Below are 22,809 nucleotides of genomic sequence, written 5' to 3'. Positions count from 1 at the left end.
TGGGTTGCTTCGTCGCTCCAGCGCAAAATTGCTTCGCAATTTTGTCGCGAACTCCTCGCAATGACGGCAACGCAAAAAACAAGGCCCGCCGAAGCGGGCCTCAAATTTCAGTCTATGCTCAGGCGCCAGATCAGGCGGTCTTGTTGTAGACCTTGGCAAAATTGTCCTGAGCGGACTTCGCACCGTTGGCGGCGAGCTTGCCGAAATAGTCGGTGGTCGCCTTGGCGCGCGAGACGAACGCTTCGCCGCGGGCGCGGAGCAGGCCGGACTGGATCTCGACAGCTTCGCTGAACGACTTGGCGGACGCGAGCTTGTCGATGCCCGCGAAGAACGCCTCGGCGTCCTCGTAGATCGCCTGCTGGATGTTGCGGCTGATCTTGCCGGCCTCGGTGACGGACTCGGTCACCGCGTTCTCGACGGCGGCGGTCACGCGCTCGGAACCAGCGAACACCTCGGCAGCACGGTCCTTGGCGGTATTGGCGGACTTCTTGACGAACTCGCGGGCGGCCTCGGGAACTTCCAGGTTCTGGATGTTCTTGAACGCGTCCTTGAAGCCTTCGAAAGCGGTATTGGTTTCGGTGGTCATTGGGGTCTCTCCATCCTCATTGCGTTGAGCTATGGGCTCACCCCGTCCGGTTTTGGCCCGGGGCACGGCTTATATGGCATCGTTAATTGTGCGATGCAATATTCGTATTGCAGTGCGATATCACGAAACCGTGAACAACCTTAATGAGAGGCAATTTGGTGCCTCCCTAGCCATCCGGGTTCCGGGCACCCGTCCAAGGCTCTCAGTGCTGGACGGCACCCGGCAGCCCGTAGGCCTCCATCTGGGCCTGGACCTGCGCGATGTTGTGCCCGAGCACGACGATGTCGTGGGTCTTGCCGTCGACGTCCCGGACGTGATCGCGCAACAGCGCCTCGGCCCTGAAGCCGAGGCTCTCGAACAGCGTGATCGCCGCCTGCTGATCGACCGTCATCTGGACCGAGAGCTTTTCGAGGCCGGCGCCGAGCGCGAGTGCGAAGGTCTCCTGCGACAGCGTCCGTCCCACCCCCTTCCCGCGCACGTCGAGCGAAACCACCATCCGGATCTCGCCGACATGGGGCGACCAGGAATGCGGGTCGCGCACCAACGTGCCGCAGCCGACGACCGTGCCGCCCCTGACCGCGAGCAGGCTCGTGATCGCGCCGCGCTCGATCTCCTTGACCCATGCGGAGAGCACCTTCGGCTCACTGATGTTGCGCGGCAGGAACAACAGGTCGTGGGTCGGCAGGCCCTTGCCGAAGGCGAGCACCGCGGCTTCGTCCGCGGGCGACATCAGGCGGATCTCGATATCGCCGGCATCCGTGTTGACCTGACGCGGATAGGAACGTTGCTCACTCATGTCGATCTCTTCCCCAGCCAGGAATCCAGTTTCGGCCATAGCCGCTTCACCGCATTGGCGCCGGCGACGAGCGAGACGTGACCGCCCTTCAGCATCACCTCTTCCTTGTCCTCGGATCCAATCTTGGCGATCAGATGCTTTGCCGCCTCATACGGCACGATGTGGTCATGCTCGGCGACCGCATGCAGGAACGGCACCTTGATGTCTTCGAGCTTCGCCGCGCGACCGCCGACCGACATGGTGTCGTTGAACAGCTTGTTGTCCCACATCAGGTCCTTGGTGATGGTGCGGAAATATTCCCCCGCCAGCGGCAGCGTGTCGGTCGCCCAGCGGTCGAACATCCGGTAGGATTTGACGAACTCGTCGTTCCAGATGTTTTCCCAGAGCTGGATCTGGCTCACCGTGCGCGAGGCCGGCCGCAGCATCTCGAACGAGGAGAGGATCATCTCGGGCGGAACGTTGCCGACGCTGTCGACGAGGCGATCGACGTCGAAATAGCGACGGTCGGAGAAGTTCGAGAACAGTTTCATCTCGCGAAAGTCGATCGGCGTGGTGAAGCAGATCAAATTCTTCATCGGTCCGTCCCTGTGGATCGAGCCGTAGAGCAGCGACAGCACGCCGCCGAAGCAATAGCCGATGACGGAGACGTCCTGTTCGCCGGAATCCTGCTGCACGCGGCGGATGCAGTCCGGGATGAAGTCGAGGACATAGTCCTCCATGCGGAGGCTCTTCTCCTCCGGCCGTGGCGCGCTCCAGTCCAGCATGTAGACGTCGTAACCGCGCTTCAAGAGGAACTCGATGAAACTCTGGCCGGGCACGAGGTCGAGAATGTAACCGCGGTTGGTGGTCGCCATCACGATCAAGATCGGAATTCGATAGATCTCGTCGGACATCGGCCGATAATGGTAGAGGCTCATCGTGCCGCGCGAATGCAGCACGTCCTTCGGCGTCGAGCCGAGCGTGGGACCGGAGGTCGAGAAATATTCGACGCCCTTGATGCTGCGCTGGATGGCGCGTTGCACCTCGGACTGGATGCGCTCCGGGATCCCTGCCAAATCTAATCCGGCGGGTGCATTCATGTCTGCTCTCCGCCTTCAGATGGCGGGCGCCTGGTGCGCGGCGGGCGCAATGCGGTATCGGAGCCTTGAGATAAGCCGGAACCTGCCGCCATCTGGCTCAGCATCGCTTTGATCTCACCAATCTGGCCCTCGATGGCCTGCAGCCGCTCGGCAAGGCCGGTGACCTGCTCCCGGCTCGGCAGATTCATGGAGACCAGATATTTCTCCATGAGCTCGCCGAGCTGCTTCTGAGCACCTGCAGCAACGCCGCCGGCCCGGTTCATGGCTTGCGAAAACTCGGGCGTCGACATGGCCTGATTGGCGAAGGAGTTGAACCCCTTTTCCATCTCGCCAACCATCTTCTGCCACACGGCAACGGGGTCGTTGGTCTTGTCGGTCATCGGCGTCCTCCTGAAATCGAGAGCTTCGATGCCCTTCCTTTTTTCGCCATACCACACCGTTGCGCGGTGCCGGTCAACCGGCAAGCAGCAGGTGCGGTGTCGCACACGCGGCTTCATTGCGAGGGGAAACCGTGCGATACAGCAATGATCAAGAGCCAAGGGAACGCACCTGTGAACGCCCATCAGCCGCCGCAAACCGTCCGCGCCAACGGCATCGACATCTGTTACGAGATTTTCGGCAACGACAATGCCATGCCGTTGCTGCTGATCATGGGGTTAGGCGCCCAGATGATCCACTGGGACGATGCGTTCTGCGAGCAGCTCGCCGTGCACGGCTTTCGCGTGATCCGCTTCGACAATCGCGACATCGGCAAGTCGAGCCATCTCACAGGCGGCAAGCGCCTGACGCCGCTCGAGCTGTTGAAGCTCCGCTTCCTCAGGATTCCCGTTGCAGCCACCTACAAGCTGATCGACATGGCCAAGGACACGGTCGGGCTGATGGACGCGCTCGGCATCAAGTCGGCGCATCTGGTCGGCGCCTCCATGGGCGGCATGATCGCACAGGAGGTGACGCTGTCGTTTCCCGAGCGCGTGCGCTCACTCACCTCGATCATGTCGACGACAGGCAATCCGCGCGTACCGCCGCCGACGCGCGAGGCCGCCGCGATGCTGATGGCGCCGCCGCCGCGCAGCAAGGAGGAGTTCATCGTCCGCTACGGCCAGACCTGGAATATCTTGCGCGCCGGGTCCTTTCCCGAAGAGGAGGCGCTCGATCCCGGCCGTGCCGAACGCGTGTTCGCGCGCGGGCTCAATCCGGCCGGCGTCGGCCGGCAGCTCCGTGCGGTGCTCGCCTCAGGCAGCCGCAAGGAGCGGCTTCAGCGCGTGAAGACGCCGACGATGGTCATCCACGGCACCGTCGATCCCCTGGTCCGCCCCGAAGGCGGCAGGGATACGGCAGAGTCAATTCCAGGCGCAAAGCTGTTGATGATCGACGGCATGGGCCACGCGCTGCCGATGCGCTTCTGGCCGGAGATCATCGGCGCCATCGACAAGCACGCACATGGCGTGGCGGCGCAGGCGGCGTAAACCGGCGCGGAAGGTCTCCTCACGGTGACCATGTGAGCTGCCGGTTACTCTCTTAACGCAAGCCGGCACGAAAGCTATACAGGCCTCCCTCAATCGCCAAGAAAGAGGCTGCGGCCTCTCGGAGCTCACATGCATCTCATCGTCCGGTCGGCCGCAATTGCCGCCGCTTCAGTTCTCATGCTGTCTCTCGCCAGCGGCGCCGCGAAGGCGGGTAGCCCGCAAGAGGAAGCCAATCGCAAAACCGTCCTTGCCTTCTACGAGAAGGGGCTCAACCAAAAGGACGCCGATGCAGCCCTCGCCTATATCGGCGACCGCTACGTCCAGCACAATCCAAACGCGGCCGATGGTCCGGACGGCTTCCGAAAGTTCATCGGCTTCCTGCGCGAGAAATTCCCGAACTCGCACAGCGAGATCAAGCGCAGCTTCGTGGACGGCGACTACGTCATCCTCCACGTTCACGCGGTTCGCGAGCCCGGCAGCAGAGGCAACGCGATCGTCGACATCTTCAAGCTGGAGAACGGCAAGGTCGTCGAACACTGGGACGTCGTTCAGGCCATCCCCGAAACTCCAGCGAACAACAACACGATGTTCTGACGGATTGAACTGGTGGCTGCGCAGACGGTCTAGCTCTTCCTGGCCATCCAGATCACGTGGCGCGCGCCACCGCCTCTTCCGGTGGCGCGGATATTGACTTCGTTGACGTCGAAGCCAGCACTCCCGAGCCGCTTGGTGAAGGCCGGGTTAGGTCCCGAGGACCAGACGGCCAGGACGCCGCCCGGTTGCAACGCGGTCTTCGCCGCCTTCAACCCGCTCGCATTGTAGAGCGCATCATTGCCCTTCCGGGTCAGCCCTTCGGGCCCGTTGTCGACGTCGAGGAGAATGGCGTCGAAGGCCGACCGCTGCGCCCGGATGATTTCGCCAACGTCGGTTTCCCGGATGCTCACCCTGACATCATCGAGGCTATCGCCAAAAACCTGCGCCATCGGGCCTCGCGCCCAGGCGACCACCGCCGGCACGAGCTCGGACACCACGATCTTCGCCTTGCTTCCCAGCACGGTGAGCGCCGCACGCAGCGTAAAACCCATGCCCAGGCCGCCGATGAGGACGACAGGTTTTGCGACCGTCTCGATCTGCTTCGCCGCAAGCGTCGCAAGTGCGGCCTCGGAGCCCGATAGGCGGTTGTTCATCAGCTCGTTGGTGCCGAGCTTGATCGAAAACTCCTTGCCTCGCCGCATCAGGCGAAGCTCTTCATCGGAGCCGGGGATTCTGGCGGTGTCGATCTTTTCCCAGGGAATCATGCGGAAGCTTTAGCACGAACGGGCCGGTGGGCTACCCTCCCGCCCAGACGTCCAGCACATAGCGGTTGTTCGCGCCGAGATCCTCGATCCAGCGCGCGCCCGCGACGGCATCGCTGCCGGTCTTCTCGCGGTGGATCGCGACCAGCGCCGCCTTGACGTCGGGCTCCATCTTGCTGCCGTCGCCGCAGACATAGACGATCGCGCCCTGCTCGATCAGGGGCCAGACCTTGTCCTTCTGCGTGGCGAGGACGTGCTGCACATAGGTCTTCGGCCCTTCCGCGCGCGAGAACGCCGTGAACAGCTCAGTGACGCCGCTTGCCGCCAGCGCCTTCAGCTCGTCCGCATAGAGAAAATCCTGATCGGGATGGCGGCAGCCGAAGAACAGCAAGGACGGGCCGAGGGTCTCCCCTTTCGCCTTCCGCGCGGCCCGCTCCTGGAGAAAGCCGCGGAACGGCGCAAGTCCCGTGCCCGGGCCGATCATGACGATCGGCACGGATGGATCATCCGGGAGCCGGAACCCGGCCTTGGTCTCACGCACGGTTGCATAGACCGCATCGCCCGCTCGTCGATTGGCGAGATAGTTCGAGCAGATGCCCTTGTAGGTGCCGCGGCCGGAGCCGGCCGGCCCTTCGACCACGCCGACAGTGATGCTGCAACGAACTGGGTCGACCGACGGCGAAGACGAGATCGAGTAATAGCGCGGCGCCAGCAGCGAGAGCATTTCCAGATAGACATGGAACGGCAATTCGCAGGCCGGATGTTCGAGCAACATATCGAACACGGATTTGCGCCTGGCCAGAATCTCGGTGCGGTAACGCTCGAGCGTGTCAGGCTCCTCGCCAACGAAGGCCAGCAGCTTCGGCTTGGTCACCGGGCAGCGGGTGTGCTCGGCCAAGATCTGGATCTGCTTCCGTGTCGCCACCTGCTGGAGCTCGACAAACTCGCTGAGCAGGCGGCCGACCGACACGGCATCGCCGACCGGCAATTGCGCGCGGCGGCCTTCGGCGACCTGAAGCCTGATCTGGTCGGCCGGCAGGAAGCCGAAGCGACGGGCGACAGAATCCACCTGCGTCGGATCGTTGCGCGGGACCACACTCAGATGATCGCCGACGCGGTACGTGATGTCGGACGGCAGCTGCACCTCGATGTGGCGTGTCGAACGCTCCGACGGGGTGGACCCGCTTTTGTTCTGAAGCTCGTCATTGACCACCACCTTCATTGCCACCGCGCCGCCCTGGGCGACGATGGTGTTGACGGCGGTCACCGCGACCGGCTCGATCGCGTAGAGCGGATCGTCCTCCGCGGTACGCGTGAAATTCCAGTCGATACCGAATTCCTTGGTCGCGACCTGGGCGGCCGCCGGGAACCATTTCTGAAACTGGCCGTCGAGATCGCTGCGCGCATCGCCTTCGCCGCGCGGATAGACCGCACGCGCGCCGTGCGCCGACAATTGCTCGTCGATGAAGCGCGGCACCGATTGATAGGTCGCGGCCCAGTCGCTGTTACCGCAGCCGAACACTGCGTAGCGCACATTGGCAAACGCATCCTTCGGCAGCTCGTCGCCGAGCCATTTGACGAATTGCGTCGCATTGTCCGGCGGCGCGCCGTTATAGGAGGCGCAGATAATCAGCACGCCGCCCTCCTGCGGCAGCTTGCCGACGTAGTCATCGAGCGGCCCGAGATGCACGGCGAAGCCGTTGATCTCGGCAAGGTCGGCCATGCGCGTCGCGAGCTCCTCGGCGGTGCCGAGATTGGAGCCGTAAAGCACCAGCATCGGCGTGTTGTGACCGGGCCGCGCCGTCGGCTGACGCGGCGCCTTCGGTGCCGAAGACACCGCCACAGGCCCGCCATAAGCGCCGCGCTCGCGATCGGCGCGCGGACGGACCTTGATCTTGAAGCCTTCCGGCTTCATCGTCAGCGTTTCCTTCAGATGCATCTGGTAGCGCTGGTGGTCGATCAGCTTGAAGCGCTGGAGGATCATGCCGAGCGCGAGCGCGGCCTCGTGCATGGCGAAGCCGCGGCCGATGCAGGCGCGCTGGCCGTTGCCGAACGGCTTCCAGGCATTGATCGGCCGCTTGGCTTCGGCCTCCCGGCTGAAATTCTCCGGATCGAACGCGTCCGGGTTCGGCCCCCAGACGCTGGGATCACGATGCAGCGCCGTCACCAGGATGGTGGTGAAGGTACCCTTCCGAAGCTTGTACTTGCCGCCGCCGATGGTCTCGTCGTTCAGCGGCGAGATGCCATAAGCCGGCGCCGGCGGCCATAGCCGCAGCGCCTCCTTCAGGATCTGCGTGATGTAGGTGAGCTGCGTCACCTGCTGATAGGTCGGCCGCACATTGACGTCGGGACCGAGGACGCGGTCGACCTCGTCATAGGCTTTCTTGAGAATGTCCGGGTGCTTGAGCAGCGCGTAGAGCGTGCAGGACAACAGGCCGCTGGTGGTCTCGTGGCCTGCGATCAGGAACGTATTGATCTGGTAGCGGATGTTGACGTCATCGAGCTGCTCGCCGGTCGAGCGGTCGACACCGGTCATCATCGCGGCCAACATGTCCTTCTTGTCGTCGATCGCATCCGCGTTCTTGCGCCGCTCGGCGATGATCTCGTCGACCATCTTGTTCATAAAGGCGACATCTTCAGCCATGGTCTTGCGCCGCTTCTGCATCCAGAGCTGCTCGAACGGCAGGCCGCGCGTCATCATGATGGTTTCGAGCGAGCGCACCAGCGATTCGACGAAGGGATGGTAGTCGCGCCGGTAGAACGAATTGAAGCGGTAGTCGAAGCCGCACAGGCCGATCGTATCCAGCGTCAGCGCCGTCATGTCGTGAACGACGTCGATCTCGTCGTCGGCGTTGAGCCGTTCCCATTTGCCGACGAGCTGCTCGGCGATGTCGACCATGCTCGGGTGATAGGATTGCATGGCGCGGTTGCCGAAGGGCTGGAGCAGGATGTTGTGCGCCTTGCTCCAGTTCGGCTCCCTGGTGTCGGCCGTGAACAGTCCATCGCCCCCGACCGCGCGCACGCGCCGCAGCGCACCGCGCACCGTCTTGTCGAAACGCTTCTCGTCGGACAGCTCGTCGACGAGATCGTGGCCGGAGACGACCACGATCGGCGAGCCCATCATGTCGAGCCAGAAGATCGGACCCAGCTCCTTGGCAAGCCGGGTCAGATGCTGCACCGGCGCGGCCGAATCCAGTGACAGCATGTTGCCGACCACAGGCTTGGTCGGCGGCCGCGGGATCGGGTCCAGTCGGTTCTTCGATGACATTACGTGCGCTTCCCCTGCCCTGGCCGTCAACGCTAGCCAAACCGCCTTCTACGCCATTCGATCAGCTTGGCGCTGACCTCCTCCGGCTTCTCCTGCTGCGTCCAATGGCCGCTGTCGCGGACCAGGTACTTTTCCAGATCGGGAATGAATTTCTCCATGCCATCGGCGGACGACGGCGGCAGCACCGCATCATTCTCGGCCATGATCATCAACGACGGCACGCGCACCGTATGGTCGAGCCCCTCGGAGCGCACCCAATTGCGCGACATGTTGCGGTACCAGTTGATGCCGCCGGTAAATCCGGTCCTGGTGAAGGCATCGACGAACACCTTCTTCTCCTCCGCCGACAGGATCGGTGTCCGGGGATCGTGCTTCGCATCGTAGCCCGCGATCATCTGCGGGAATGCCAGATTCAGTCGCGGCGAGGCACCGACACCAGCGACGACTTCCTCCGCCGGAGCATCTGCCGGGCGCGGCGCAGGCTTGCGCATGAATGCGTCAAAGGTCTGCTCGACGCGGCTGCCAAAGATCCTGTCAGGCTCACGCGCCGGGTCCTGGAACTGCACGATATACATCTTTTCGCCGAAGCGCGCGCGCAGGAGCTCGATCGGATCGGCCCAGGCGCGGTTGGTATGAGGCGTATTGATGCCGACCGCGCCGGCGACCCGGTCGATGTGCCGGAGCGGCATCTGCCAGACGACGAAGCCGCCCCAGTCATGGCCGACGAAGATCGCCTTGTCGATCCCGAGATGATCGAGCAACCCGACGAGATCGCCGGTCAGGTGCTCGATGTCGTAGTCCTCGACCGGCTCGGGCCGGTCGGTCGCGCCATAGCCGCGCTGGTCCGGCGCGATCACCCGGATGCCGGCCTCGCTCAGCGACTTGATCTGGTGACGCCAGGAGAAGGCAAGCTCGGGCCAGCCATGACACAGCACGATCGGCGGCTTGTCATCGGCCGGGCCCGCCTCGTAGTAGCCCATGCGGATTCCGTTCGTCTGCGCGAACTTGAGCGGCGGCATTTCAATCATCGACATATTCCTACTCCGCGGCGCCCCTGATGTCGGCCGCCGGCGGCGCGTAGGCCGCCTCCAGCGCTGCAAACTCTTCCGGCAGCATGTCGCACATCACCTGCACGTGCGGAATGATGTTGGCGCCGACGATGAAGCCGAAATCGAGTTGGTCGCGATAGCTCTGCACGGTGATGTTGAGCGCCTGCCCGTGCGTCGAGATCGACACCGGAAAGATGTGCAACAACTCGGCGCCCGCGGCGTAGAGCGTCTGCCGCGGCCCCGGCACGTTGGACACCGTGATGTTGGCGGCCGGCGGCAACACGTCCGAGAGGTTCGAGCGGCTGTAGACCAGCGCCAGAACCTGCATCATCATCGGCGCGCCCAGCATCGAGATATTGGATATCTGCGGCATCAGTGCCCGCAGCGGATGCGACATCTCCTTGGACTTGGTCGATTGCGCGATAATGGCTTCCAGCCGTGCCTTGGGATCCTCGATGTTGGTCGCGATCGAACAGATCATGCCGAACACCTGGTTGTTGGCCTCGGTGTTGCCCTCTTCGCGCAGCGAGATCGGCACGGCAGCGGTCAAGGACTTCGCCGGCAGCGTTCCGTGTTGCTGGAGGTAGCGCCGGACCACGCCGGAGGCGAGCGCCAGCACGACGTCGTTGAGCTTGCCGCCGGCCTGCTTGGCCAGCGCCTTGGATCGCGACAGCGAGATCGAGACGCCGGCGAAGCTGCGCTCGGACGAGATCGATTTGTTGAGCATGGTCGGCGGCGACACCATGCTGGCGAGGCTCTCGCGCGACTTGGGATCGGCGACCTTGCCGAGCACCTCGGAGACGCTCTTGACCATGGTCGGGATGTTGCCGGCAAAGCGCACCGCGCTCTCGATCTGGTACATCGCATTGTCGAACAGGATCGAACCGATGTCGCTCTTGCCGGTGCGCGGCAGTTGCAGGTTCTTCGCGGCCGCCGATGCATCGAGCGGCTGGGTGAAGAGCTGCTGATAGGAATCGAGCAGGGTCGCGGCGATGTCGCGCGGCTCCTGTCCGGGCTTCGCTCCCGCGGTCGGCGGATCGACCTTCCGCGGGATCGGCGAGATATCGTAGATCATGTTGGTCAGCGCCGCACCCGCGCCACCATCGATGGCGGCATGATGCATCTTGGAATAGAGCCCGACCTCGTTGTCCTTCATGCCCTCGAACACGTAGAATTCCCAGAGCGGGCGGGCGCGGTTCAAGAGCTTGGCGTGCATCCAGCCGACGATGCGTTCGAGCGTGGCGCGGTCGCGCGGCTGCGGCAGACTGGCGCGGAAGATGTGACGGTCGATGTCGAACTGATCGTCCTCGACCCAGGAGGGATGATCGATGTCGAGCGGCGCCTTCTCCAGCCGCGCTTTGAGGATCGGCGCGATGTGCAGGCGCGAGACGATCATCGCCTTGAAGTCTTCGAAGAAGTCGCCCTTGTAGTCGTCCGGCAGGCGAAAGATCGCCATGCTCCCGACATGCATCGGCATTTCCGGCGTTTCCAGATAGAGAAACGACGCGTCGAGCGACGACAGCTTCTTCCCGTCAGCCATAGTTCCCTCCCGAGTATTTGACGGGCGCCTTAGGCGGCGCTTCTCGTCAGGCCGATACTGCCTGTTCCGGCGGGGCATATGCAATGGCAAACGGCCCTGCCCGGTCAAATGGCCAGAACTCTCCCTCCGGTTGCGCAAGGCGGTCCGCCACGGCCCACAGCGCTGCGGGATTCACCCCAAGCCCGATATGGCTCGCCAGGTGCACCTCGATGTTCTCGGCACGGTCGGAGGGACGTAGCAGGCAGGTCCGCCAGTTCACGATGCCGTCGGCGCGGGAATAGATCGACGTCGCCGGCACCGGAAGATCGCCGGCGATCGCCTCGCGCAGTTCGGCAAAATCCTCCACCCGCTCGCCGGACAGCGCCTCGTAGAGCCGCGTGGCATTGGTCGCCCGCACGTCGTTGGCAAAAGGACTGCCGAGCGTGATGACATTGCGGACCATGTCGGGCGCCTGGAGCGCGAGATCGCGCGCGTAGACGCCGCCGAGGCTCCAGCCGACCAGGCTGACCTTGCGTCCGCTTGCAGCATGGATCTCGGCGAGACGGGCGCGCAGCGAATCCCGCATCCGTCCCAGCCCGCCGAAATTGCGGCCCATCCGCAAGGCATGTGCCTCATAGCCGAGCTCGCTGAGATAGCGCCGCATCGGCGCCATCGAGAGGTCGCTGGCGAGAAAGCCCGGCAGCGCCAGCACCGGATGGCCATCGCCTTTGGGCGCGCGCATCAGGACCGGCGACAACAGCAGGCTGGCATTGAATTCGAACAGCCCACGGGCTTCGGCGAGCAGCCAACCGAGGCCCGGCGGACGAAGCCGGCTTGGGGTCTGCGGCCCGTCCGGACCGGGCGGCATTATTTCTTCTTGTCGCCGCTGCGCGGGCTGCCGAGACCGGCCATGGTGACGAACATGTCCTGAAACCGCTCGGCGATCTTCGGATCGAAGGTGAACCAGCTCTGGATCAGCGACTCCGGCGAGACTTTGTCGATGTTGCTCAGCACCTGCTGCTGCAGCTTGTCCATCACAGCCGTCTGCATCGGAGCCAGGTCGGGCAATCCGATGAACTGACGGGCTTCGAGGGGGGTGCAGTCGATTTCGATATTAACTTTCATGTCCCCTCCAGATGAGATTCGAGCGGCCTGCCGCAGTATCGCCGCGAGACGGTATGCAACGCAAGCGACCTGAGGCAGGCGACCGGGCGCAGGCTTCCGCGATCGGCGGGTATGGTCAATCAAAATCGCTGGCGCCCGCGCCCATCCACCCGTCAATGCCGGTCAGCATTGCTGCACAGCGGTGCAACTTGGCGCGTTCCTTGCTGGAATGGCGCTTGCACGGGTCGAGAACTCTGGGCAACATGGATCGATCAGCCCCGCCGAACAATCAAAAATGACGGTGCGGGCGAGTGGAGAGGGTCAAGAATGTCAGTTGGACGAAGTCTGTTTGCGGCGACGCTCGCCGGTATGCTTGCGTTGGCAGTCTCGCCGGCGTCGAGCCAGACGCTGCGCTACGCCAACCAGGGTGAGCTCAAGTCGCTCGACCCGTACACGCTGAACGAGTCGACCACCAGCGCGCATCTCGGTCATGTCTATGAGGGCTTGGTTGCCCGCGGCAAGGACCTGAAGATCGTCCCGGCACTTGCCGAAAGCTGGGAGACGCCGGAGCCGACCCGCTGGCGCTTTCACCTGCGCAAGGACGTCAAATTCCACAACGGTGACCCGTTCACCGCTGACGACGTGGTGTTCTCGGCCGACCGCGTGCGGGCGAAAGGCTCGAATTTCCAGAGCCGCGTTCCCGCCGATGCCAAGGCGGTCAAGATCGACGATTACACCGTCGATTTCATCCTGACCTCGCCCAATCCCATTCTGACGGCGCTGTGGGCGACCTGGTACATCATGGACAAGAAATGGGCAGAGGCGAACGATGCGGTGGCACCGACGCCGGCCGCCGCCACGACCCCGAGCTACGCCTCGCTCCATGAGAACGGCACCGGCGCCTTCACGATCGAGAGCCATCAACCTGGCGTGAAGACCGTCTTCAAGGCCAATCCGAACTGGTGGCGCAAGCCGGAACATAATCTGAAGGAGATCATCTTCACGCCGATCGCAAACCCGGCCACGCGTGTCGCGGCGCTGTTGTCGGGCGAAGTCGACGTGATCGAGCCAGTTCCGGTCCAGGACATCGACCGCGTCAAAGCAAGCCCCAACGCTACGGTGCTGACGGGGCCCGAGCTCCGCACCATCTTCGTTGGCATGGATCAGGCGCGCGACGAGCTCCTGTATTCCAACATCAAGGGCAAGAATCCGTTCAAGGACGTTCGCGTCCGCGAAGCCGTCTACCGGACGATCGACGTCGACCTGATCAAGAATCGCGTCATGCGCGGACTGTCCACGCCGTCCGCATTGATGGTCGCACCAGAGATCTTTGCCTCGAAGGATTTCACCCGGCCGAAGCTCGATCCCGACGCCGCCAAGAAGCTCCTGGCTGACGCCGGCTATCCCGAGGGTTTCGAAGTCACGATGGACTGCCCCAACGATCGCTACGTCAATGACGCCGCGATATGTCAGGCCGTCGTCGGCATGCTCGCCCGCATCGGCCTCAAAGTGGAGCTGCTGGCGCAACCAAAGGCCCAGTATTTCGCCAAGGTGCTGAAGCCCGGCGGCTACAAGACTTCGCTGTTCATGCTGGGCTGGACCCCGGATACGCTCGACTCCCATAACGTGCTGCACGACATCATGGGCTGTCGGGACGATCCCAAGGATCCGAACCGCGGCGAAGCCAATCTCGCCGGCTATTGCAACAAGCAGTTCGATGAGCTCGCCGACAAGATCCTCGTGGAACCCGATACGGGCAAGCGCGATCTCCTGATCAAGCAGGCCTTCGAGATCTCGATGAAGGACTGGGCCTACGTCCCGCTGCACCAGCAGGCGCTCGCCTGGGGCGTCTCGAAGAAGGTGAAGTTGATCCAGCGTGCGGACAACATGGTCATGCTCTACTGGGCCACCAAGCAGGACGAGTAGGTGTCGACAAGTTGTGAAGTCCCGGAAGCCCTGGCTTCCGGGACTTGATATTTCGGGCTAACGCAATGATGCGTGCTGCTGAAGAGATGTGAAAGGAACAAATGCTCGCTTTCACACTGCGCCGAGCCATCCAGGCCGTCGGTGTCATGATCGCCGTCGGGATCATCTCGTTCTCGATGTTCCGCTTTGCCGGCGATCCCGTAAACCAGATGGTCGGGATGGATACGTCGGGCGCCGAACGCGCTGCGATCCGCAAATCGCTCGGCCTCGACGATCCCGTGATCGTACAGTTCGGCCGCTATGTCGGCAACGCTGCGCAGTTCAAGTTCGGGGTGTCCTACCAGTTCCGTCTGCCGGTCTCCAACCTGCTGATGGAGCGGATGCCCGCGACGCTGGAGCTCGCGATCTGCGCCACCATCTTCGCAATGATCAGCGGCATCCTGATGGGGGTCTATTCGGCGCTTCGCCGTGACAGCTGGCTCGCGCATGCATTCCAGGCCGTCTCGCTGATCGGCATTTCGCTGCCGACCTTCCTGATCGGCATTCTCATGATCTACCTGTTCTCGGTGACCCTCGGCTGGTTGCCCTCGTTCGGGCGGGGCGACGTCGTACATATCGGCTGGTGGACGACGGGACTCCTGACACTGTCCGGCCTGAAGGCGCTGATTATGCCTTCGATCACGCTTGGCCTATTCCAGATGACGCTGATCATGCGCCTCGTCCGCGCGGAGATGCTGGAAGTGATGCGCACCGACTACATCCGCTTCGCCCGCGCCCGTGGGCTCACCACGCGGGCGATCCATTTCGGCCATGCGCTGCGCAACACGCTGGTTCCCGTCATCACCGTCGCCGGCCTGCAATTTGGCTCGGTCATCGCTTTCGCCATCATCACCGAGACCGTGTTCCAGTGGCCCGGCATGGGACTCCTGTTCGTTCAGGCCGTTCAGAACGTCGATATCCCGATCATGGCGGCCTATCTGATGATGGTGTCCCTGATCTTCGTCACCATCAATCTCGTGGTTGATATCCTCTACACCATCGTCGATCCGCGACTGCGCTCGACGGTCAGCCGGGCGCACTGACATGAGCGAGGCCGTCGTCCCGCACAAGATCGAGGAGCGCGGCGCGCGCGCAGCACCGAGCTGGTTCAAACGCGCGCTCGACAGCGATCTGTTCTACTCGTTCCGCCGCTCCAAGATCACCATGATCGCAGCCGCGGTGACGCTGCTGTTCTTCCTGATCGCGATCTTCGCCTCGGTGTTGTCGGTGCAAAATCCGTTCGACCCGGCGCAGCTCCAGCTGATGAATTCGCGGATATCACCGCTCTGGACTGCCGATGGTCAGAGCCCGTTCCTGCTCGGCACCGACGAGCAGGGCCGCGACGTGTTGTCCGCGATCCTCTACGGTCTGCGCATCTCGTTGCTCGTCGGCGTCCTCGGCGTCGTCTTGTCTGGCGCGCTCGGCATCATGCTCGGGCTGACCGCCGGCTATTTCGGCGGCGCCGTCGACGGGCTGATCATGCGCATCGCCGACGTGCAGCTCTCGTTTCCAGCTATCCTGATTGCGCTCTTGATCAACGGCATCGCAAAATCGGTCTTTGGCAACAAGCTTGACGAGATGAGCATGCTGGCGGTCCTGGTCTTCGCGATCGGCCTGAGCTTTTGGGTGCAATACGCGCGCACGGTGCGTGGCTCGGTCCTGGTCGAGAAGAACAAGGACTATGTCGCAGCCGCACAATTGATCGGCCTGCCCGCCCCCGTGATCATGCTGCGCCACGTGCTCCCGAACACCACGGGGCCGATCCTCGTGATCGCGACCATCAACCTCGCGCTCGCCATCATCACCGAGGCAACGCTGTCGTTCCTCGGGTCGGGAATGCCCGAGACCATGCCGTCGCTCGGCACGCTGATCCGCATCGGCAACGGCTATCTGTTCGCAGGCGAATGGTGGATCGTCGCCTTCCCCGGAATCGCACTCGCGGCGCTGATCCTGTCGATCAACCTGCTCGGCGACTGGCTGCGCGACGCGCTTAACCCCAAACTCCGATGAGTATGCAGCGTTCATGACCGAACCCGTTCTCTCTGTCCGCAATCTCAAAGTCGAATTCGCCTCCCGCCGAGGCACCCTGCGCGCCATCGACGGCGTCTCCTTCGACATCGCCAAGGGCGAGGTGCTGGGTGTGGTCGGCGAATCCGGTGCCGGCAAATCCGTCACCGGGCTCTCGGTGATCGGCCTGATCGATCCGCCGGGCCGCATCGCCGGCGGTGAGATCCTGCTGTCCGGCCTTCGCATCGACAATCTGCCGTCAGAGGAGTTGCGCCGGATCAGGGGCAAGCGGATCGGGATGATCTTCCAGGATCCCCTCACCTCACTCAATCCGCTGTACAAGATCGGCGATCAGATCGTGGAAACGATCCGGACCCACCTCAATCTCTCCGAGACGGCCGCTCGCCGCCGCGCCATCGACCTGCTCGCCGAGGTCGGCATCCCCGCGCCCGAAAAGCGCATCGACGGCTACCCGCACGAATTCTCCGGCGGTATGCGCCAGCGCGTGGTGATTGCGCTCGCGATCTGTGCCGAGCCGGAGCTGATCATCGCGGACGAGCCGACCACCGCGCTCGACGTGTCCGTACAGGCGCAGATCATCTCGCTGATCAAGCGCCTTGGCCGCGACCACGGCACGGCCGTGATGCTGGTGACGCACGACATGGGCGTGATCGCCGAGACCTCGGACCGCGTGGCCGTGATGTATGCCGGCCGCGTCGCCGAGATCGGCCCGGTCCAGGACGTCGTGCGAAACCCGCTGCACCCCTACGCCAAGGGCCTGATGGGTGCGATCCCGACGCTTGCCGGCGAGGACAAGCGCCTGGTGCAAATTTCCGGCTCCATGCCGCGACTGTCGGCGATCCCGCGCGGCTGCTCGTTCAATCCGCGCTGCGCCTTCGCCTTCGATCGCTGCCGCGTCGACCGGCCGGAGCCGCTGCCACGCGGCACGCAATCGGTCGCCTGCCATCTCTATGATAGCATGCCGGCGGAGAGCGCGGCATGACCGCTCCCTTCGTCGAAGCCAAGAACCTGCGCCGCGTGTTCGACGTTTCGAAGCCGTGGCTCAACCGCGTGCTCGAAGGCGGCCATCTCGAATCTCTCAGGGCGGTCGACGGCGTCACCTTCGACATTAGGAAGGGCGAGACCTTTGCATTGGTCGGCGAGTCCGGCTCGGGCAAGACCACGGTGGCACGGATGGTGGTCGGCCTGCTGCCGCCGAGCTCCGGCAACGTGCTGATCGACGGCGTGTCGATGACGGATCCACGGCAGGCGCAAGCGCGCCGGAAACTGCGCCGCCGCATCCAGATGATCTTTCAGGATCCCTATGCGAGCCTGAATCCGCGCTTCCGGGTCGATGCCATCATCTCCGAGCCGATCCGCGCCTTCGACCTGATCCAGGGCGAGCGCGACATCCAGGCCCGAATCGGCGAGCTGCTCAGCCTCGTCGGCCTGCATCCCGACGACCGGCTGAAATTTCCACACGAGTTCTCCGGCGGCCAACGTCAGCGCATCGCGATCGCGCGGGCGCTTGCCTCCGATGCCGAGTTCATCGTCTGCGACGAGCCGACCTCTGCGCTCGACGTCTCCGTGCAGGCGCAGATCCTCAATTTGATGCGCGACCTCCAGGACAAGTTCGGCCTGACCTACATGTTCATCAGCCACAACCTCGCCGTGGTTCGCCACATGGCGAGCCGCGTCGGCGTGATGTATCTCGGTCGCATCGTCGAGATCGCGGAAGGCAAGGAGTTGTTCGCCCGTCCGCGCATGCCCTACACCAAGATGCTGCTGGGCGCAGTGCCTGACCTCGCCATGAGCGGCCGCCAGCGCATTCCAGTCAAGGGCGAGATTCCGAACCCGATCAATCCGCCGCCCGGCTGCGCCTTCAATCCGCGCTGCCCGCTCGCCTTCGATCTCTGCCGCAAGGAAGCCCCGGACCTGATCGACGGCGTCGCCTGTCACGCCGTGAACACCGCGCCGGTCCCGGCGTGACGCGCGCGTGCTATGCGGCCTGCGCATTGGCGACACGGCATCGCCTGTGATCAATTGCGCGCGCGATAAATAAGGTAGCGAAGTCCCATGGCCAGCAAAGTCAATCCCGATCCCTTCACGACGCGCCCCGAGATCGAGGGCACGTTCGGGGTCGTCGCCACCACACACTGGATCGCGACCGCCGTCGGCATGGCCATCCTCGAAAAGGGCGGCAACGCCTTCGACGCCGGCGTCGCCACCGCTTTCACGCTCCAGATTGTCGAGCCGCATCTGAACGGCCCCGGCGGCGACGTGCCCATCATCGTTCACGACGTGAAGCGCGGCCGCACCGAGGTGATCTGCGGCCAAGGTCCGGCACCGGCGCGCGCCACCATCGCGCATTACAAGAGCGAAGGCCTCGACATGGTGCCCGGGACGGGCCTGCTCGCGGCCTGCGTCCCCGGCACCTTCGAATCCTGGATGATGCTGCTGCGAGACTACGGCACGGTGCGCTTACGCGACGTGCTGGAGCCCGCCATTTCCTACGCCCGCGACGGCTATCCGCTGGTCGAGCGCGCCTGCGCCACGATCCAGACCGTGGAGCAATTGTTCCGCACGCACTGGCCGACCTCGGCCGCGGTCTACCTGCCGAATGGCGAAGTCCCGAGGCCCGGCACGCTCTTCACCAACAAGGCGCTTGCCGCGACGTACACGCGCATTCTCAGCGAGGCCGAGAGCGGTGGCGGCGGCCGCGACGCCGAGATCGAGCGCGCGCGAAAGTCCTGGTCGCAAGATTTTGTCGCGGAGGCCATCGACAAGTTCTGCCGGACGCAAGAGGTCATGGACGTCAGCGGCTCGCCGCATCGCGGTGTGCTCTCGGCCGATGACATGGCGCGCTGGCAGCCCACGGTCGAGGCCCCGCTCACCTACGATTACGGCCGTTACACCGTCTGCAAGGCCGGCGTCTGGAGCCAGGGCCCGGCGACGCTGCAGCAGCTCGCGCTGCTCAAGGGCTTTGCGCTCGACGGGCTCGATCCGACCGGGCCGGAATTCATCCATCTCCAGATCGAATGCGCCAAGCTCGCCTTCGCCGATCGCGAAAAATTCTACGGCGACCCCAAGTTCAGCGAGATCCCGATCGCGACGCTGCTATCGGACGCCTACAACGACGAACGGCGCAAGCTCGTCACCGACAAGGCTTCGCTCGATCTCCGGCCTGGCGCGGTCAAGGACTTTGGCGGCGTGGTCAAGCTGCGCCGCGCCGAAGGCCAGCGCGAAGCGGTGGGTGCGCTCGGCGCCGGCGAACCGACGGTGGGGCGCTTCGGCGAGGTGCGCGGCGACACCGTGCATTTCGACATCATCGACAAGGCCGGCAACATGGTGTCCTCGACGCCGTCGGGCGGCTGGCTGCAATCCTCGCCTGTCATTCCCGAGTTGGGTTTCTGTCTCGGCAGCCGCGCACAAATGTTCGATTTGGAGGAGAACCAACCGAGCTCGCTCGCGCCAGGCAAACGCCCACGCACCACGCTGTCGCCGACCATGGCGTTGCGCGACGGCGAGCCTTATCTGGCCTGGGGCTCGCCCGGCGGCGACCAGCAGGATCAGTGGATTACGCAGTTCTTCCTGCGCCACGTCCATTGCAACCTCAATCTCCAGGAAGCGATCGACGCCCCGGCCTGGCACTCCGAGCATTTCCCGATTTCGTTCTGGCCACGCACCGCGCGCCCCGGCGTGCTCGTGGTCGAGAACCGCGTGCCGCAGGCGACGATCGAGAACCTTCGCGAACGCGGACATATTGTCGAGGTCGGCCCCGACTGGTCGGAAGGCCGGCTCACCGCGGCCTCGCGCGTCGGTCCGCGCCGCCGCGCCGCCGCCAATCCCCGCGGCATGCAGGGTTACGCCGCAGGGCGCTAAAGGCAGCACCATGACCTGGTCGATCATCGCGCGCGATCCTGCTACCGGCCAGTTCGGCATCGCCGTCGCGACCCGCTTCTTCGCCGTCGGCGCGCGTGTCCCCTACATCGCGGCGGGCCTCGGCGCCATTGCGACGCAGGCTTTCGTCAATCCCTATTACGGCATCGACGGCGTCAAGCTGCTGCGTGAGGGTCTCAACGCGCGCGACGTGCTGGCCGCCCTGCTCGCGACCGACGATGGCCGCGAGAGCCGCCAGATCCACATCATGGACGCGAGCGGCGAGATCGCGGCGCATACCGGCCGCGACTGTGTCGAATGGTGCGGCCATATCGCGGGCAGCGGCTTCTCCATCGCCGGCAACATGCTCGCGGGCGCCGACGTGCTCGACGAGACCGCCAAGACCTACATCGCCAATGACAGCCTGCCCTTCCCGCGCCGCCTGCTCGCGGCGATGCGCGCGGGCGAAGCCGCCGGCGGCGACAAGCGCGGCAAGCAGTCCGCGGCGCTCCTGATTCACGGCGAGGAGGAATGGCCGGCGCTGGACATTCGCGCGGACGATCATCCTGACCCGCTCGGCGAGCTCGAACGGCTCGAACAAGTCAGCCAGGAGCTCTGGGTTCACTTCCGCAACTCGATGCCGACGCGGCAGAACCCGGCAGGCAACACCGATCGCAGCGTCATCGACGCCAGCATCGCCGCAGCGCGCGCAAAACGATCATGAGCGCAAGCCCTCTCATCGAGATCAAGGATCTCCGCATCCGCTTCCACGGCGACGACGGCCGCGTCACCCACGCGGTCGACAGCGTCGATCTCAGCGTCGCCAATGGCGCGACGCTCGGCCTCGTCGGCGAATCCGGCTGCGGCAAGAGCGTGACGTCGCTGGCGATCATGGGCCTGCTGCCGAAACAGAGCGCGGAGATTTCAGGTGCGATCCGCTTCGACGGATTCGACCTGTTGAAGACCTCGGACCAGACGCTGCGCGACCTCCGCGGCAACCGGCTCGCAATGATCTTCCAGGAGCCGATGACTTCGCTCAATCCGAGCTTCACCATCGGCGATCAGATCATCGAGACCATCCTGCGCCACCGCGGCGGCTCGCGCAGAAGTGCGCGCGAGCGGGCGATCGAGCTGCTGCGTCGCGTCCACATTCCCTCGCCCGAGCGGCGGATCGACGAATATCCGCACAAGCTCTCCGGCGGCATGCGCCAGCGCGTCATGATCGCGATGGCGCTCGCCTGCGATCCGCGGCTGCTGATCGCGGACGAGCCGACCACCGCGCTCGACGTCACCTTGCAGGCGCAGATCCTCGAGCTGATGCGGGAGTTGAAGGCGGCGAGCGGCGCCGCGATCATCCTGATCACCCATGATCTCGGCGTCGTCGCCGAAGTCTGCGACGAGGTCGCGGTGATGTATGCGGGCGAGATCGTCGAGCGCGCGCCGGTGGACGAATTGTTCTCGGCGCCGCAGCATCCCTACACCGTCGGCCTACTCGGCTCGATCCCGCGGCTCGACCATCGCGCGGAACAGCTTGCCACGATCGAGGGCATGGTCCCGAACATGGCGCAGCCGCCCGCCGGCTGCCGTTTCGCCGCGCGCTGCCCTTTCGTGCTGGACGCCTGCACCAAGGCGCCGCCGCCGCTTGTGGAAGTCAGCTCCGGCCATCTCTCGCGCTGCATCCGCGCGCCGCTCGAACTTTTGGTGTCCTGATGCCGTTGCTCGAGGTCGAAGGACTGGTCAAGCATTTCGTCGCCGAGCGCTCGCTGTTCGGAAGGGCGCTGGCGCATGTCAAAGCCGTTGATGGCGTCAGCTTCTCACTCGAAGCCGGCAAGACGCTGGCCCTGGTCGGCGAATCCGGCTGCGGCAAATCCACCGTCAGCCGCCTGGTGCTGCGGCTGATCGAGCCGGATGCGGGCACGATCCGTTTCGAAGGCCGCGATCTCCTCGCCCTCGACGCTGCCGCGCTGCGAGCCTTTCGCCGCGAGGCGCAGATCATTTTCCAGGACCCCTACGCCTCGCTCAATCCGCGCATGACGGTTGGCCAGATCCTGACCGAGCCGCTGGCGCTGCACGATCTGGTGCCGCCAGCACAGCGGCGCGAACGCGTTGAGGAAATATTGCGGCTGGTGGGCCTCGAGCCTCGGCTGGCCCGGCGCTATCCACACGAGTTCTCTGGCGGCCAGCGCCAGCGCATCGCCATTGCGCGCGCGCTCGCGGTCGAGCCGAAGCTGATCATCTGCGACGAGCCGGTCTCGGCGCTCGACGTCTCGATCCGCTCGCAGATCCTCAATCTCCTGCGCGAGCTCCAGGACCGGCTCGGCCTCGCCTATATTTTCGTCTCGCATGATCTGGCCGTGGTCAAGCACATCGCCGACCATGTGGCGGTGATGAATCTCGGCCAGATCGTCGAGACGGCGGCGGCGGACGCGCTGTTCGCCGCACCCCGCCATCCCTATAGCCGGGCGCTGTTGTCAGCGATCCCCGTGCCTAAACCGCGGGCAAAGAGCAGCCGGATTGTGCTGCAAGGGGAGATCCCCAGCGCGCTCAACCCGCCGCCAGGATGCCGCTTCCACACCCGTTGTCCCTACGTGGTCGAACGCTGCCGCAGCGAAATGCCAAAACTCCTGCCGGATGGCATCGGACATGCAACGGCCTGCCACCGAATGTCGGAACTGCCGTCATCCGAGGCGATCGTCCCGACGGACGGCGGCTTCTCCCCGGTCCTAGAAAAATTGGTCGCCGCCTTCAGCGGCGGCACGGAAGCAGTACGCGCTAGCGGGGTTAGTTCATGAGGCA

At 64.3% G+C, this 22,809-nt stretch carries 21 protein-coding genes; 11 read left to right on the top strand and 10 right to left on the bottom strand.

What is annotated here, in order from left to right; all coding sequences use genetic code 11:
- Positions 1-130: 130 nt before the first annotated feature.
- The 4 genes from QCM77_RS12465 to QCM77_RS12450 all read right to left on the bottom strand — a co-directional run bounded on the left by QCM77_RS12465 (position 131) and on the right by QCM77_RS12450 (position 2,841).
- Positions 131-586, bottom strand: a complete 456-nt coding sequence (locus QCM77_RS12465; protein WP_027568907.1) for a phasin — start codon at positions 584-586, stop codon at positions 131-133.
- A 202-nt stretch (positions 587-788) separates the two neighbouring features.
- Complete coding sequence (locus QCM77_RS12460; protein ID WP_279665424.1) at positions 789-1,382, bottom strand: GNAT family N-acetyltransferase; 594 nt, start codon at positions 1,380-1,382, stop codon at positions 789-791.
- The gene (locus QCM77_RS12455) at positions 1,379-2,461 is read right to left on the bottom strand and encodes a PHA/PHB synthase family protein (RefSeq protein ID WP_279665422.1); all 1,083 of its coding nucleotides are present in this window, start codon (positions 2,459-2,461) and stop codon (positions 1,379-1,381) included. The genes QCM77_RS12460 and QCM77_RS12455 overlap by 4 nt, the downstream gene beginning before the upstream one ends.
- Positions 2,458-2,841, bottom strand: a complete 384-nt coding sequence (locus QCM77_RS12450; RefSeq protein ID WP_279665420.1) for a hypothetical protein — start codon at positions 2,839-2,841, stop codon at positions 2,458-2,460. The genes QCM77_RS12455 and QCM77_RS12450 overlap by 4 nt, the downstream gene beginning before the upstream one ends.
- A gap of 171 nt (positions 2,842-3,012) precedes the next feature.
- Between QCM77_RS12450 and QCM77_RS12445 the strand changes: the two genes are divergently transcribed.
- The gene (locus tag QCM77_RS12445; protein WP_279665418.1) at positions 3,013-3,927 is read left to right on the top strand and encodes an alpha/beta fold hydrolase; all 915 of its coding nucleotides are present in this window, start codon (positions 3,013-3,015) and stop codon (positions 3,925-3,927) included.
- Between the two features lie 129 nt (positions 3,928-4,056).
- Entirely contained in the window at positions 4,057-4,521 is a 465-nt protein-coding gene (locus tag QCM77_RS12440) for a nuclear transport factor 2 family protein (protein ID WP_279665416.1), read from the top strand.
- A 29-nt stretch (positions 4,522-4,550) separates the two neighbouring features.
- Here the strand turns inward: QCM77_RS12440 and QCM77_RS12435 are convergent, their stop codons facing one another.
- Genes QCM77_RS12435 through QCM77_RS12410 form a run of 6 tightly spaced genes read right to left on the bottom strand, consistent with a single transcriptional unit; the run spans position 4,551 to position 12,183 of the window.
- On the bottom strand, positions 4,551-5,225 hold the full coding sequence (locus QCM77_RS12435) for a spermine/spermidine synthase domain-containing protein (protein ID WP_279665414.1): 675 nt from the start codon (positions 5,223-5,225) through the stop codon (positions 4,551-4,553).
- A gap of 31 nt (positions 5,226-5,256) precedes the next feature.
- The gene (locus tag QCM77_RS12430; protein WP_279683835.1) at positions 5,257-8,490 is read right to left on the bottom strand and encodes a bifunctional cytochrome P450/NADPH--P450 reductase; all 3,234 of its coding nucleotides are present in this window, start codon (positions 8,488-8,490) and stop codon (positions 5,257-5,259) included.
- A 32-nt stretch (positions 8,491-8,522) separates the two neighbouring features.
- A complete protein-coding gene (locus QCM77_RS12425; RefSeq protein WP_279665543.1) occupies positions 8,523-9,518 on the bottom strand; it encodes an alpha/beta fold hydrolase in 996 nt (331 codons plus the stop codon).
- A 10-nt stretch (positions 9,519-9,528) separates the two neighbouring features.
- A complete protein-coding gene (locus QCM77_RS12420; RefSeq protein WP_279665411.1) occupies positions 9,529-11,079 on the bottom strand; it encodes a WS/DGAT/MGAT family O-acyltransferase in 1,551 nt (516 codons plus the stop codon).
- Between the two features lie 46 nt (positions 11,080-11,125).
- The gene (locus QCM77_RS12415) at positions 11,126-11,926 is read right to left on the bottom strand and encodes an esterase/lipase family protein (RefSeq protein WP_279665409.1); all 801 of its coding nucleotides are present in this window, start codon (positions 11,924-11,926) and stop codon (positions 11,126-11,128) included.
- Positions 11,926-12,183, bottom strand: coding sequence for a DUF6489 family protein (locus QCM77_RS12410; RefSeq protein WP_247496679.1), 258 nt, complete (start codon positions 12,181-12,183; stop codon positions 11,926-11,928). The genes QCM77_RS12415 and QCM77_RS12410 overlap by 1 nt, the downstream gene beginning before the upstream one ends.
- 306 nt (positions 12,184-12,489) lie before the next feature.
- Between QCM77_RS12410 and QCM77_RS12405 the strand changes: the two genes are divergently transcribed.
- The 9 genes from QCM77_RS12405 (at position 12,490) to QCM77_RS12365 (ending at position 22,805) form a co-directional block, all read left to right on the top strand.
- Positions 12,490-14,088: an ABC transporter substrate-binding protein gene (locus QCM77_RS12405; protein WP_279665407.1), complete on the top strand. Its 1,599-nt coding sequence runs from the start codon at positions 12,490-12,492 to the stop codon at positions 14,086-14,088.
- Positions 14,089-14,189: 101 nt separating this feature from the next.
- Positions 14,190-15,170 carry an ABC transporter permease gene (locus QCM77_RS12400; protein ID WP_279665405.1) on the top strand — a complete coding sequence of 327 codons (981 nt, stop codon included), beginning with the start codon at positions 14,190-14,192 and terminating at the stop codon, positions 15,168-15,170.
- 1 nt (position 15,171) lies between these two features.
- Complete coding sequence (locus QCM77_RS12395; protein ID WP_279665404.1) at positions 15,172-16,137, top strand: ABC transporter permease; 966 nt, start codon at positions 15,172-15,174, stop codon at positions 16,135-16,137.
- Between the two features lie 13 nt (positions 16,138-16,150).
- Positions 16,151-17,137 carry an ABC transporter ATP-binding protein gene (locus QCM77_RS12390; RefSeq protein ID WP_279665403.1) on the top strand — a complete coding sequence of 329 codons (987 nt, stop codon included), beginning with the start codon at positions 16,151-16,153 and terminating at the stop codon, positions 17,135-17,137.
- On the top strand, positions 17,134-18,123 hold the full coding sequence (locus QCM77_RS12385) for an ABC transporter ATP-binding protein (protein WP_279665401.1): 990 nt from the start codon (positions 17,134-17,136) through the stop codon (positions 18,121-18,123). The genes QCM77_RS12390 and QCM77_RS12385 overlap by 4 nt, the downstream gene beginning before the upstream one ends.
- An 87-nt stretch (positions 18,124-18,210) precedes the next feature.
- Complete coding sequence (locus QCM77_RS12380; protein ID WP_279665400.1) at positions 18,211-20,016, top strand: gamma-glutamyltransferase family protein; 1,806 nt, start codon at positions 18,211-18,213, stop codon at positions 20,014-20,016.
- A gap of 10 nt (positions 20,017-20,026) precedes the next feature.
- Complete coding sequence (locus QCM77_RS12375; protein ID WP_279665398.1) at positions 20,027-20,737, top strand: DUF1028 domain-containing protein; 711 nt, start codon at positions 20,027-20,029, stop codon at positions 20,735-20,737.
- Entirely contained in the window at positions 20,734-21,723 is a 990-nt protein-coding gene (locus QCM77_RS12370) for an ABC transporter ATP-binding protein (RefSeq protein ID WP_279665396.1), read from the top strand. The genes QCM77_RS12375 and QCM77_RS12370 overlap by 4 nt, the downstream gene beginning before the upstream one ends.
- Positions 21,723-22,805, top strand: a complete 1,083-nt coding sequence (locus QCM77_RS12365; RefSeq protein WP_279665395.1) for an ABC transporter ATP-binding protein — start codon at positions 21,723-21,725, stop codon at positions 22,803-22,805. The genes QCM77_RS12370 and QCM77_RS12365 overlap by 1 nt, the downstream gene beginning before the upstream one ends.
- Positions 22,806-22,809: the final 4 nt, after the last annotated feature.

This window comes from Bradyrhizobium nivariense (genome assembly GCF_029846695.2).
Lineage (GTDB): Bacteria > Pseudomonadota > Alphaproteobacteria > Rhizobiales > Xanthobacteraceae > Bradyrhizobium.
The sequence above is the reverse complement of the archived record's forward strand: the minus strand, read 5'-3'. Positions and strand labels throughout refer to the sequence as shown.

What these genes read in the sequence shown, in the direction of transcription:
- QCM77_RS12375 (WP_279665398.1), top strand. Translation starts at nt 20,027, where the DNA reads ATGACCTGGTCGATCATCGCGCGCGATCCTGCTACCGGCCAGTTCGGC.
- QCM77_RS12440 (WP_279665416.1), top strand. Translation starts at nt 4,057, where the DNA reads ATGCATCTCATCGTCCGGTCGGCCGCAATTGCCGCCGCTTCAGTTCTC.
- QCM77_RS12390 (WP_279665403.1), top strand. Translation starts at nt 16,151, where the DNA reads ATGACCGAACCCGTTCTCTCTGTCCGCAATCTCAAAGTCGAATTCGCC.
- QCM77_RS12400 (WP_279665405.1), top strand. Translation starts at nt 14,190, where the DNA reads ATGCTCGCTTTCACACTGCGCCGAGCCATCCAGGCCGTCGGTGTCATG.
- QCM77_RS12465 (WP_027568907.1), bottom strand. Translation starts at nt 586, where the DNA reads ATGACCACCGAAACCAATACCGCTTTCGAAGGCTTCAAGGACGCGTTC.
- QCM77_RS12370 (WP_279665396.1), top strand. Translation starts at nt 20,734, where the DNA reads ATGAGCGCAAGCCCTCTCATCGAGATCAAGGATCTCCGCATCCGCTTC.
- QCM77_RS12385 (WP_279665401.1), top strand. Translation starts at nt 17,134, where the DNA reads ATGACCGCTCCCTTCGTCGAAGCCAAGAACCTGCGCCGCGTGTTCGAC.
- QCM77_RS12410 (WP_247496679.1), bottom strand. Translation starts at nt 12,183, where the DNA reads ATGAAAGTTAATATCGAAATCGACTGCACCCCCCTCGAAGCCCGTCAG.
- QCM77_RS12380 (WP_279665400.1), top strand. Translation starts at nt 18,211, where the DNA reads ATGGCCAGCAAAGTCAATCCCGATCCCTTCACGACGCGCCCCGAGATC.
- QCM77_RS12435 (WP_279665414.1), bottom strand. Translation starts at nt 5,225, where the DNA reads ATGATTCCCTGGGAAAAGATCGACACCGCCAGAATCCCCGGCTCCGAT.
- QCM77_RS12455 (WP_279665422.1), bottom strand. Translation starts at nt 2,461, where the DNA reads ATGAATGCACCCGCCGGATTAGATTTGGCAGGGATCCCGGAGCGCATC.
- QCM77_RS12425 (WP_279665543.1), bottom strand. Translation starts at nt 9,518, where the DNA reads ATGATTGAAATGCCGCCGCTCAAGTTCGCGCAGACGAACGGAATCCGC.
- QCM77_RS12395 (WP_279665404.1), top strand. Translation starts at nt 15,172, where the DNA reads ATGAGCGAGGCCGTCGTCCCGCACAAGATCGAGGAGCGCGGCGCGCGC.
- QCM77_RS12415 (WP_279665409.1), bottom strand. Translation starts at nt 11,926, where the DNA reads ATGCCGCCCGGTCCGGACGGGCCGCAGACCCCAAGCCGGCTTCGTCCG.
- QCM77_RS12450 (WP_279665420.1), bottom strand. Translation starts at nt 2,841, where the DNA reads ATGACCGACAAGACCAACGACCCCGTTGCCGTGTGGCAGAAGATGGTT.
- QCM77_RS12365 (WP_279665395.1), top strand. Translation starts at nt 21,723, where the DNA reads ATGCCGTTGCTCGAGGTCGAAGGACTGGTCAAGCATTTCGTCGCCGAG.
- QCM77_RS12420 (WP_279665411.1), bottom strand. Translation starts at nt 11,079, where the DNA reads ATGGCTGACGGGAAGAAGCTGTCGTCGCTCGACGCGTCGTTTCTCTAT.
- QCM77_RS12430 (WP_279683835.1), bottom strand. Translation starts at nt 8,490, where the DNA reads ATGTCATCGAAGAACCGACTGGACCCGATCCCGCGGCCGCCGACCAAG.
- QCM77_RS12405 (WP_279665407.1), top strand. Translation starts at nt 12,490, where the DNA reads ATGTCAGTTGGACGAAGTCTGTTTGCGGCGACGCTCGCCGGTATGCTT.
- QCM77_RS12460 (WP_279665424.1), bottom strand. Translation starts at nt 1,382, where the DNA reads ATGAGTGAGCAACGTTCCTATCCGCGTCAGGTCAACACGGATGCCGGC.